The sequence below is a fragment of the Ralstonia psammae genome, from assembly GCF_958405935.1.
Taxonomy (GTDB): Bacteria; Pseudomonadota; Gammaproteobacteria; order Burkholderiales; family Burkholderiaceae; genus Ralstonia; species Ralstonia psammae.
Map to the genome: position 1 here is coordinate 648,932 of NZ_CATZBU010000002.1, position 10,778 is coordinate 659,709.

A 10,778-nucleotide genomic window follows, 5' to 3' on the forward strand; every position below is an offset into this window, starting at 1 on the left:
GACGCAGCATTAGAGCCAGACCTCCACTTCAGTTGACGTTGGACGCGGCGCTTCGGATAACGGAGGGCGATCGGCCCACAGAGGCCGACCACTTATCCAATGTCCAGGAGACAACCGAATGTCACAGACTTCCCTGCTTCGCGCTGCGCGCGACTTCCTGCGCACGCAAGCGGCAGCCGCCGTCTTGGCCACATCCGCCGCCCTCACTTTGGGGGCCGCCGCGCCGGCACAGGCCGCCAGCGCCTATGCCGCCACCCGGTATCCGATCGTGCTGGTCCATGGCCTGTCGGGCACCAGCAAGTTCCTCGGCGTGGTCGATTACTGGTACCAGATCCCCGAAGACCTGCGCGCCAATGGCGCCAATGTCTACGTGGCCGACGTGTCCGCCTTCAACGATGAAACCGTGCGCGGGGAACAGCTCGTCAGCCAGATCCGCAGCGTGCTGGCCACAACGGGCGCCACAAAGGTCAACCTCATTGGCCACAGCCAGGGTGGGCTGACGTCGCGCTATGCGGCCGCCGTGGTGCCGAACCTCGTAGCATCCGTCACCACCATCGGCACGCCCCACAAGGGGTCGGAGTTTGCGGACTTTGTGGAATCGACGCCGGCCCCTTTCCAAGCGCTCGTGAACCTCGGCGCCGACATATTCGGGTCAGTGCTCGGCTGGTTCAACGGCAACAGCAATCCGCAGAATGGTTTTGCGGCGTTGCATATCCTGTCGACCTCGGGCGCAGCCGATTTCAATCAGGCGTTCCCGAGCGCGGGCCTGGCCAGCGGTTGCAACACCGGCAACGCCACCGACGTGCGCAACGGCAACGTGCAAAAGCTGTATTCGTGGACGGGCCGCTCCACCGCCACCAACCTCCTCGACCTGTTTGATCCGGTGCTGGTCTTCAGCGGCGGTGTCATGCAGGCGCGTGGCTCGGGGACGAACGATGGGCTCGTCTCGGTGTGCAGCGCCAAGTTCGGGCAGGTCTTGTCGACGGATTACGCGTGGAATCACCTGGATGAGGTCAACCAGTTGCTTGGCCTGATCGGCTGGGGTGCCGCAGACCCGGTTGCGGTGATCCGCACGCAAGCCAACCGGCTGAAGACGGCAGGTCTCTGACCCCCTCACCATCCAACGCATTCGCCACGATGAAGCCCCAATCGCCATCGATACAACCCATGTCGTTTGTTGTCGCCGTGCTGGTGGCGGTGTCGGTCGCGGGCGGGGTCTACTGGTGGCACACGGCGGACGCGCCCGAATCGCCTGCGGCATCGCAGCCGCAGGCGCCCAAGGGCGCATTCATCGGCAGTGTCGGGGGCGAACCGTCGACGACGGTTGCGCCCGCACCCGAGCTGGCCGACACGCAGGCGCCGGACGGCCTGCATGTCGATACGCACGGCCACCTCATCGTCGAAGCCGACAACCGCGCGGTATTCGACTACTTCCTCGACGTGCCCGCCTCGCTGCCCGAAGCGCAGCGTGTGTCGATGGCCCAAGCACATCTGCGCGCCAAGCTGGTCACGCCGGCGCTGGCGGAGGCGCAATCGCTGCTGCAGCGCTACCTCGCCTATCGCAAAGCCGCGGCAGCAAGCGGCACCGCGGCCCGCAACAAGCCGAGCCTCGAACAAGTCCGGCAGCGCCCCGAGATGATCGCCGCGCTGCGCCAGCAGTTGAGCGACCGCACCGCGCTGCGCCGCCAATACCTGGGCACGGACGTCGCCCAGGCCTGGTACGGCGATGACGATGCGATGGACACCGCCGCACTCGATCGTCTGGCCGTGATGGCCGACCCGTCGCTCACGCCGGAGCAGCGCGCCGCCAGGATCGCCGCCATCGATGCCAGCCTGCCGCCCTCGGTGCAGCAAGCGCGCCGCAACGCCTCCGCCCCGCTCAAGCTCGCCAACGATATGGAAACGTGGACAAGGCAAGGCATGAGCGAAGCCGAGATGCGCCAGCGCCTGTCCGCCCGAGGTGTGGACAGCCTGGTGGCCGACCGCCTGATCCAGGGCAACCGCGAAGAAGCCGACTGGCGCAGCCGCTACGACACCTACACCCACGAACGCGATCGCATCAACGCCTTTGCCGGCCTGTCGGATGCCGATCGCGCAGCGCAAATCGCGCAACTACGCCAGCAGACATTCACCGCCTCGAATGAGCTGTTGCGCGCTCAGGCGCTCGACGCTCTGGCCCAGCGCAAATAGCGTCCGGCCGGGCGGGCGACTGCGCGAGCGCCGGGCACGGTAAAATCACGGGATTGCCGAATCACGCACTCCCATGAGCCAAGACAACGCCACCGGGGCGGCCGCCCCCACGTCCAACTTCCTGCGCCAGATCATTGACGGCGACCTCGCGCAAGGCACCTACGCCAATCGCAAGGACACCGCCGGCCAGCCGATTCCGCCGGTCGTCACGCGCTTCCCGCCGGAGCCCAACGGCTACCTGCACATTGGCCACGCCAAGAGCATCTGGGTGAACTTCGGCATGGCCCGCGACTACAACGGCCGCTGCCACCTGCGCTTTGACGACACCAATCCCGTCAAGGAAGACACCGAATACGTCGATTCCATCATCGACGCCGTGCACTGGCTTGGCTATTCGTGGAGTGACGCCGGGGGCGAGCACCTCTACTACGCCAGCGACTACTTCGAGCAGCTCTACGGCTTTGCCGAAGTGCTGATCCAGCGCGGCGTGGCCTACGTCGACAGCCAGAGCGCCGAGCAGATCGCCGCCAACCGGGGCGATTTCACCAGGCCGGGCACGCCGTCGCCGTTCCGTGATCGTTCGGTGGACGAAAACCTTGCGCTGTTCCGCGACATGCGCGCTGGCAAGTACAAGGATGGCGAACTGGTGCTGCGCGCCAAGATCGACATGGCCGCGCCCAACATCGTGATGCGCGATCCGGTGCTGTATCGCATCCGCCATGCCCATCACCATCGCACCGGCGACGCATGGTGCATCTACCCGATGTACGACTTCACGCATTGCATTTCCGATGCGCTGGAGAACATCACCCATTCGCTGTGCACGCTGGAGTTCGAGAACAACCGCCCGCTGTACGACTGGGTGCTCGATCACCTGCGCGACGCCGGCGTGCTGCCCGCGCCGTTGCCCCATCAATACGAATTCGCGCGCCTGCACCTGACGTACGCCATCACCAGCAAGCGCAAGCTGCTGCAACTCGTGACGGAAAAGCGCGTCGACGGCTGGGATGACCCGCGCATGCCGACGCTTGTTGGCATCCGACGCCGCGGCTATACGCCGGAGTCGGTCCAGCTCTTCTGCGAACGCGTTGGCGTGTCGAAGGCCGATAGCTGGATCGACATGAGCATCCTGGAAGGCGCCGTGCGCGACGACCTCGATGCGCGTGCGCCCCGCTCGGTGGCGGTGCTGGACCCGGTCAAGCTTGTGCTCGACAACGTGCCGGCCGATTTCAACGAGCCTTGCTCCGCACCCGTGCACCCGAAGCAGCCCGAACTCGGCCGCCGCGAATTCCCGCTCACGCGTGAGCTGTGGATCGAGCGCGAGGACTTTACCGAGACGCCGCCCAAGGGCTACTTCCGGCTGTTCCCGGGCAACAAGGTGCGTCTGCGCTACGGCTATGTGATCGAATGCACCGGGTGCGACAAGGATGCCGCCGGCAACATCACCGCCGTGCACGCCAACATCATTCCGGACACGAAGAGTGGCACGCCGGGTGCTGACAGCGTGAAGGTGAAGGGCAACATCCACTGGGTGAGCGCCGCACACGCGCTGGAGGCTGAAGTGCGCCTGTACGACCGCCTGTTCAGCGACCCGCAGCCGGACTCGGGCGACAAGAACTTCCTGGACGCGCTCAACCCCGACTCCAAGAAGATCGTCACGGCCTACCTGGAACCCACGCTGGCAACGGCCAAGGCGGAAGACCGCTTCCAGTTCGAGCGCCATGGCTACTTCGTGGCTGACCGCATCGACTCGCAACCGGGCAAGCCCGTGTTCAACCGCGTGGTCGGCCTGAAGGACAGCTGGGGCAAGTAAGCACAGGCCCATGCGCGCCATGGGCCTCTGAGATCGGAGGCATCATGCGTGCATGGATCGTACTGCTGGCGGGGTTGCTCACCACCCCCGCCCTTGCTGCGTCATTTGCGCCAGACCTGACCCACACATCGGTCTACTTTGGCACGTCGCATTTCGATCGCAGCACGATGCGCGGTCGCTTCGACAAGATCGACGGCGCCATCAACTTCGATGAAGCCACCAACCAAGGCGGCTTCGATTTCACCGTCGATGCTGCCTCCATCAACACGGGCCTGCGGGTGCTGGACGGTGTGCTGAAATCCGAGCAGTTTCTCGACGCCGCGCAGTTTCCGGTCATCCGCCTGCGCAGCGACCGCTTTGTCGTGGAAGGCGGCAAGCTTGCCGCCATCGAGGCCAAGCTGACGCTGCACGGCGTGACACAGCCTGTGCGGCTGGAGGTTCGCCGCTTCAGTTGCGGCGACGAGAAGATGCCCGGCAGCACGCGCCACGTCTGCGGTGGTGATTTCCACCTCGCCATCGCCCGCAGCGCCTTCGGCATGACGCGTTTCCTGCCCGAGGTAGGCGACCGCGTCGACCTCGACCTCAGCGTGGAAGCCACGCCTCAATAAACACCGCAATCCACTTATGCCCAATATCGATTTCGCACTGACCACCGAATACATCGAGCTGCACAAGCTGCTCAAGCTCACCGGCGTGGTCGACAGCGGCGGCGCCGGCAAGGCGGTTGTCGCCGAGGGCGCAGTCACGGTCGACGGCCAGCCAGAGTTGCGCAAGACGGCCAAGATTCGCGCGGGCCAGGTGGTCATGCTCGGGGATGTGCGCATTGCCGTGCAGGGTGTCGACTAGCACCGCAGGTGTTTGAAAACGCACCTTGTGCTACGGTGCGGCACCTTCACTACCATCCACATCCAGGAGACTGACCATGCCGATCGCCCTCTGGTGCGTTCTGGTGGCAGCGGTGTTGCCGATCGTGTGCGTCGGCATCGCCAAGGCCAAAGGCCCGCGGTACGACAACCGCAACCCGCGCGCGTGGCTCGCACAGCAAACCGGCGTAGCGGGCCGTGCCGCAGCCGCACAGCAGAACCACTTTGAAGCGTTTCCGTTCTTTGCGGTGGCTGTGCTGGTGGCCATCCTGGGCGGCGGCGTGATCGACCGCATCAACCTGCTGGCCATTGCGTTCATCGTGGTGCGCGTGCTGTACACGGTGTGCTATCTCGCCAACTGGGCACCGCTGCGTTCGCTGATGTGGTTTGCAGGCTTCGCCCTGTGCGTTGCGCTGTTCGTCCAACCCGCCTTCGCGCACTGAGCATCCGCTCTGCCATAAAAAACGGCGCCCAGGTGGCGCCGTTTTCGTTGGGCCATGCGGATTACGTCGATGCATCCGGCGGCACCGCCGGCGCGCGGAACAACCGCCAGGCCATCCCGCCCAGCACCGCCACCGCAGCCAACAGTGCGCCCCACAGCACCCACTGGCGCCTGCGGCCGCCCGGCGGCTCTGCCGTGAGCGCGTCGGCAGGCGAATCGCTCATCGCGCCAAGCTGTGCCTGCGCGATGGCGGGCGAGGCACCCGCCAGCAAGTCTGCGCGTGCGATCGGATTGCCGCGCGCCACTTCCGCCACCGCCAGCGAGAACGGCACATTACCGCGCGCCGCATACGTGACCGTAGCCGGACGCCAGCCAATCGCCAGTTGCGGCGCACCGGCTCCCAGGCCACCACCGCGCGTGTCGACCTGCAGACGCCAGTAGCGCTCTCCTGTGGCGGGCACGCCGATGGCCGCGTTTTCCTGCTCGCCCTTCCCGTCTGCCCCAGCCAGCCTGAACAGGCGCGCAGAGGTTACCGGCCGCCAGGGTGCCTGGGCATCGGCACGCGCATACAGCGTCGCCTGCGCGATGGTGTTGGCTTGCGGCAAATGGATCTTCACGCGCTCGACCGGGAACACGCCGCCGGTATCGAACTGGTAATCGCCGGCCGCGGGCGTCTGCACTGGAGCCAGCCCAGAGCGCCACTGAATGGCGCTATCCGCCAGCGCAACCGGCGCACCGGCGGCCAGCTCTGCACGCACGGCATCCGGCGCAGGCGGTTTGCCTTGCCACGTCAGGCGCAGGTATTTCGCACGCAGCCCAGTGAACTCGATGCGATCCTGCACCAGCGTACTGCCCTGATTGGACAGGCGGAACAGCGTAGCCTGGGCGACCGGGCTCCAGTGCTGCAAGTCATCGCTGGCCTGCACGCTCACACCGCTCTGGAATTCCGCGGCCGGGAGCGCGACGACCAGCGCGGTCACCGTGTCACGAAGCTGGCTGAGGTCGACCACCCACGCGCGGATCGACGCTTGCGACAACTGAGCGCCCGTTGCACGCAGCACGCCATCGGTACCGAGCACGACACCGGCGGCACCAGGCTTCTGCGCATCGTCGACGGGGGTGGCGAACCAGTGCACGTCTTGCAGCGTGCGTGCCTGCGGCACCGGATCGTGCGGGATGTCGATGGTGAACGGCACGGGCTCGCCGTCGCCATTGAGGATGCGCAGGTCGGCCAGGTTGGCCTCGTGCGCATGGGCATAGACGTCTTCGCTGAGTGTGACGGCGTAGTAAGGGGCGCCGGGCGTGCCGGTCAACGCAAAGCGTTCGGCCCAGGCCGGCGCAGACAACAGCGACGCCGCAGCCATCGCAAGAGCAACCTTCTTCACAGAACCTCCCCGGTTTCAGCTTCGGCGCTGGTTTTGGGCTTCGGCGGTAGCGGCGACAGATAGCCGATCAACAACAGCAGCACGCCAATACCGATAAACGACACGATGCGCTCGACACCCGTGACGCGTGACAGATCAAACAGGAACAGCTTGACCACTGTCACGCCCAGCAGCGCCCCGCCGGTGAACCACAACGCGCGGCTGGCGCGCCGCGTGGCAAACACCATCACCGCCAATGCCAGCAGCGTCCAGAACATCGACAGCGATGCCTGCACCAGCATTGAGGCGCCAAGATCGTCCAGCGTGTACGGGACATGCGCCCAATGGTGCAGCGTGCGCAGCAGCACCGCGTTGGCCCAGATGAAGAGCGTCGCGCCGACGGCGTAGCCGATCACCATCGGTTCGGACACGAGCTTCTGCAACGCCACGCGGCGCATCCACAGCGCAATGGCGAGGAAGACGAGCAGTTGCGCCACGTCCAGCGGATTGAGAATCGGCAGGTAGAACAGCGGGGCGGCATTGCCGTCGCTGGCGGCGCTGGCCAGGCTCCACAGCCACAGCAGGGCAGCCAGGGGCGCAGCGCCCCAGAGCAGGTAGGCGCGCTCGAAGCGGGCGATCGGCCAGCGGATGCGCCAGCCTGCGCCCGCCAGCAGGGCAAGCAACGCGCCGTAGGCATAGGCCCAGGCGGCGAAGCTCCACGTGCCCTCGGGCACGTAGGCATCGAGGCGCCAATAGCCTTCCGTCGCGAGTACGCAGCAGATCAGCCAGAACAGCACGGTATGCAGCGGCGCGAGGATGGCGTCTTTCACGTCGCGTTCCTGGCGGCGCAGCAGCACGAAGGCCAGCACCACGGCCGCCATCCACACCAGCCCGCCCCAGCCGGCCAGCGGCGACGGCACCCAGTGTTCGATCGCGGCCAGCGAAATCAACGCGAGCACCGGCGACAACGCCAGCGCGGGCCACTCAGCCAGTGCCCAATCGAGCTTGCGGCGCAGGCCGTGTGCCGCCCACGCCGTCAGCACGGCGAAGGCGGCATACAGCGGAATGTCGGGCCGGTCGACTGTCTTGCTGGCGAAGCGCCAGGCCCAGCGGTCGATCTCGTTGCTGCCGCTGCCGAGCCCCCACAGCAAGCCCCACACCGACGCGACGATGCCGAGCACCGGCGCTGCCTTCAGCCACGCACGGGCATCCGCCTTGCCATGCAGGCGCCAGCCGCTGAAGACACCCGCCAGCGCAATCAACAACCCACCGATATAGCGGCTGTTGAGCACGGCCCAGCCGCTCTGCGGGGCCCAATCGAATACGGCATCCAAGGCGAAGGCAGCGCCTGCCGCGAGTTGCAGAAGCAGGCCCGCCGCCAGCGCCAGCCGACGCTGCTGGCGCACGCCCAGCCACACCACGGCGGCGCCTTCCAGCGCCCACACCGCACTGGTGGTGCGCCCGTCGAAGGCCAGCGGAATCGCCAGCGTGATGAAGATCACACCCAGCGCGAGCATCGTCTCGTACAGCAGGCCGAGGTTCGCACGCCTGGGCGCCAGCCAGCCCGCAATCGCCAGATAGAACGCGGCCAGCGCGGTGGCGCTCCACGCCATCGCAAACGGAATGTGGTGCACCAGCCCGGCCTGCAACCCCATCGCCACCAACGGCGTGCCGAACACCAGCGTGCCGTCAACGTAGTTCGTCAGGCTGATATGACGGCGCAGCGCGGTCAGCAGCGCAATGCCCACATACATCAGGAAGAAGAGGATCAGGAACGGTTCGGTGCTCGCCAACAACGTAGGCTGATAGCGCAGCACGCCCCACGCCGTGGCAATGCCGAACGTAAAGACGAAGCCCAGCAGATTCAGCGCCCGCCACGCCCGGAACCACGCAATGGCGAAGATGCCCGCGTTGAGCAGCGCGTAATAGCTGAACAGCGCCACGTGGCTGCCCTGCCCGGTCGAGATCAAAATCGGTGCCAGGAAGCCGCCCGCACTGCCAGTAAAGGCCAGCGCCGGCGCGTTCTGCTTGACGGCCAAGCCGGCGGCCAGTGCGCAGATCAGCACCAGCAGCGCAAACGCCATCCCCGGGCTGAGCAGCGGCACCACGCGCGTGGCTGCAAACACCGTCAGATACAGCACGCCGACCCCGCCGCCCTGCAACACGAGCGCATAGCCAGGACGCTTTTCGCGCAGGCGCCAGCCGATACCCAGCAGCACAATCGCCCCGACCGCCACACCCGCCAGCCGGAATTCGATCGGCAGCATGCTGTTGTCGGCCGCGTACTTGAGCAGGAACGCCACGCCGAAGAACAGGATCAGGATGCCGACCCGCACCACGCTGTTGCCGCCCAGCAGCCAGTCGCGGGCGGCGCCTACGGCGCGCTCGACCCAATCGGGCTCGTGCGGCGCCAAGACCGGCACGGGTTGGGGAACAGGTTGAAGAATGGGCTGCGAAACCGCCACCTGCGGCGCCAGCACAGGCACGACGGGCGCCTCCACGGGCGGCACCGCCTCGGCCACGGCCGAGGGCAGCTCAATGGCAGCGGCCTCCACGTTGGCCGGCGCTGCAAACGTTCCACCTTGGATTTCGGCAATCTGCCGACGCAGGAGCGAAACCTCGTGCTCGAGCCGCGCAACGCGCTCCTGCAGCGTGGCTGGCGGTGGCGACACGGTAGCCTGTGCGGGCGCATGGCCCTCCGCGGTGCCCGGCGCATCCGGCGCATCCGGTGGATTGGCCCACTGCGCGCTGGCCCGCTTGTCCATGTACAAGATCAGCGATGCCAGTCCCAGACCGATCAACGCCCCAAAGAACGCCCCGACGACGCCCCCCGACAGGCCGCCCAGCAGCAAACCCACGATTCCGAATATCCAACGCATCGTTCTGATTGTCCTGGTTTGGATAGGAAAAGCATGCGCCGACTGGCGCACGCACCGCTCGTATACCGCAAACAGCCGCCGTTGGGAATGCGCCCGGCCAATGCCGTCAGCTTCATCGGCCCGTGCGACAATGCGCGCTTTGCCAAAAACGGCCCATCCGCCGACCACCCGCATGGCCCTGAAATCCACGATCTACAAGGTCGATCTGCAGATCGCCGATATGGATCGCCACTACTACGCCAACCACGCGCTGACCGTCGCCCGCCACCCCAGCGAGAACGACGAACGCATGATGGTGCGCGTGCTCGCTTTCGCGCGCCACGCCAGCGAAACGCTTGCCTTCACGCGTGGCCTGTCCGAGCCCGACGAGCCGGAACTCTGGCAGCGCGATCTGACCGACGCCATCGAGCTGTGGATCGACCTCGGCAACCCCGACGACACCCGCATCCGCAAAGCCAGCAACCGCGCAGAGCAGGTCGCCATCTATACGTATAGCGGCAACGCCAGCCGCGTGTGGTGGCAGCAAACCGAGACCAAGGTCACGCGCTTTGCCAACGTGTCGGTGTATGAAGTCGCAGCGGAGACCGTCGCCGCACTGGCTGCCATGGTGGAACGCACCATACGTCTGCAGGTCACCATCCAGGACGGCGACATCTGGATCGCCAACGACGCGGACAACGTCCACGTCCAACTCGAAACGCTCAAGGCCGCGAACGCCACCTGAGCCCTTTCCCCTTATCATCCACGCCACTCCACGAGGCTCATCATGACCATCGAAACCACTGCAAGCGGCCTGCAATACGAAGATGTCGTCGTCGGCGACGGCGCTGAAGCCACGGCCGGCAAATACGTCACCGTGCACTACACCGGCTGGCTCTATGAAAACGGCCAGGCCGGCAAGAAGTTCGACTCCAGCAAAGACCGCAACGACCCCTTTGCCTTCCACCTGGGCGGCGGCATGGTCATCAAGGGCTGGGACGAAGGTGTGCAAGGCATGAAGGTGGGTGGCACGCGCAAGCTGATCATCCCGGCGGACCTGGGCTACGGCGCACGCGGCGCAGGCGGCGTGATCCCCCCGAACGCAACGTTGCTTTTTGAGGTCGATCTGCTCGAAGTCTGATCCTGCGCTAGAATCCGCCCCGGGGTGGGATGGGTCTCACGCTGGATAGCAAGCCCCCACCCCCCGCGGGGTGGGCGACTGGTCAATAGTTAGGCTTTCAAACCCCT

Annotated in this window: 10 protein-coding genes; 8 read left to right on the forward strand and 2 right to left on the reverse strand. The window is 66.1% G+C overall.

All coding sequences use genetic code 11. The annotated features are described in order from the left end of the window. Nucleotides 1-118 precede the first annotated feature (118 nt). The 6 genes from R2N16_RS06765 (at nt 119) to R2N16_RS06790 (ending at nt 5,309) form a co-directional block, all read left to right on the forward strand. Complete coding sequence (locus R2N16_RS06765; RefSeq protein ID WP_316664817.1) at nt 119-1,108, forward strand: lipase family alpha/beta hydrolase; 990 nt, start codon at nt 119-121, stop codon at nt 1,106-1,108. A gap of 59 nt (nt 1,109-1,167) precedes the next feature. Continuing rightward, complete coding sequence (locus R2N16_RS06770) at nt 1,168-2,190, forward strand: lipase secretion chaperone (RefSeq protein ID WP_316664819.1); 1,023 nt, start codon at nt 1,168-1,170, stop codon at nt 2,188-2,190. 73 nt (nt 2,191-2,263) lie between these two features. Beyond that, on the forward strand, nt 2,264-4,003 hold the full coding sequence (locus R2N16_RS06775; RefSeq protein ID WP_316664820.1) for a glutamine--tRNA ligase/YqeY domain fusion protein: 1,740 nt from the start codon (nt 2,264-2,266) through the stop codon (nt 4,001-4,003). 44 nt (nt 4,004-4,047) lie between these two features. Further along, the gene (locus R2N16_RS06780) at nt 4,048-4,611 is read left to right on the forward strand and encodes a YceI family protein (RefSeq protein ID WP_316664821.1); all 564 of its coding nucleotides are present in this window, start codon (nt 4,048-4,050) and stop codon (nt 4,609-4,611) included. Between the two features lie 16 nt (nt 4,612-4,627). After that, a complete protein-coding gene (locus R2N16_RS06785; RefSeq protein WP_045204544.1) occupies nt 4,628-4,849 on the forward strand; it encodes an RNA-binding S4 domain-containing protein in 222 nt (73 codons plus the stop codon). 76 nt (nt 4,850-4,925) lie between these two features. After that, nucleotides 4,926-5,309, forward strand: coding sequence for an MAPEG family protein (locus tag R2N16_RS06790; RefSeq protein WP_316664823.1), 384 nt, complete (start codon nt 4,926-4,928; stop codon nt 5,307-5,309). Between the two features lie 61 nt (nt 5,310-5,370). On the opposite strand, the gene R2N16_RS06795 is transcribed toward R2N16_RS06790, so the two are convergent. Further along, nucleotides 5,371-6,693 carry a DUF3999 domain-containing protein gene (locus R2N16_RS06795; RefSeq protein WP_316664824.1) on the reverse strand — a complete coding sequence of 441 codons (1,323 nt, stop codon included), beginning with the start codon at nt 6,691-6,693 and terminating at the stop codon, nt 5,371-5,373. After that, nucleotides 6,690-9,551 (reverse strand): DUF2339 domain-containing protein, encoded by a 2,862-nt coding sequence (locus R2N16_RS06800; protein ID WP_316664826.1) that lies wholly within the window; start codon nt 9,549-9,551, stop codon nt 6,690-6,692. The genes R2N16_RS06795 and R2N16_RS06800 overlap by 4 nt, the downstream gene beginning before the upstream one ends. Before the next feature lie 172 nt (nt 9,552-9,723). On the opposite strand from R2N16_RS06800, the gene R2N16_RS06805 reads away from it, so the two are divergent. Next, entirely contained in the window at nt 9,724-10,275 is a 552-nt protein-coding gene (locus R2N16_RS06805) for a YaeQ family protein (protein ID WP_316664827.1), read from the forward strand. A gap of 42 nt (nt 10,276-10,317) precedes the next feature. Then, nucleotides 10,318-10,671: an FKBP-type peptidyl-prolyl cis-trans isomerase gene (locus R2N16_RS06810; protein WP_316664828.1), complete on the forward strand. Its 354-nt coding sequence runs from the start codon at nt 10,318-10,320 to the stop codon at nt 10,669-10,671. The last annotated feature ends 107 nt before the right edge of the window (nt 10,672-10,778 follow it).

Excerpts from the sequence above, each read along its gene's own strand:
- R2N16_RS06765 (WP_316664817.1), top strand. The coding sequence starts at position 119 with ATGTCACAGACTTCCCTGCTTCGCGCTGCGCGCGACTTCCTGCGCACG.
- R2N16_RS06770 (WP_316664819.1), top strand. The coding sequence starts at position 1,168 with ATGTCGTTTGTTGTCGCCGTGCTGGTGGCGGTGTCGGTCGCGGGCGGG.
- R2N16_RS06775 (WP_316664820.1), top strand. The coding sequence starts at position 2,264 with ATGAGCCAAGACAACGCCACCGGGGCGGCCGCCCCCACGTCCAACTTC.
- R2N16_RS06780 (WP_316664821.1), top strand. The coding sequence starts at position 4,048 with ATGCGTGCATGGATCGTACTGCTGGCGGGGTTGCTCACCACCCCCGCC.
- R2N16_RS06785 (WP_045204544.1), top strand. The coding sequence starts at position 4,628 with ATGCCCAATATCGATTTCGCACTGACCACCGAATACATCGAGCTGCAC.
- R2N16_RS06790 (WP_316664823.1), top strand. The coding sequence starts at position 4,926 with ATGCCGATCGCCCTCTGGTGCGTTCTGGTGGCAGCGGTGTTGCCGATC.
- R2N16_RS06800 (WP_316664826.1), bottom strand. The coding sequence starts at position 9,551 with ATGCGTTGGATATTCGGAATCGTGGGTTTGCTGCTGGGCGGCCTGTCG.
- R2N16_RS06805 (WP_316664827.1), top strand. The coding sequence starts at position 9,724 with ATGGCCCTGAAATCCACGATCTACAAGGTCGATCTGCAGATCGCCGAT.
- R2N16_RS06810 (WP_316664828.1), top strand. The coding sequence starts at position 10,318 with ATGACCATCGAAACCACTGCAAGCGGCCTGCAATACGAAGATGTCGTC.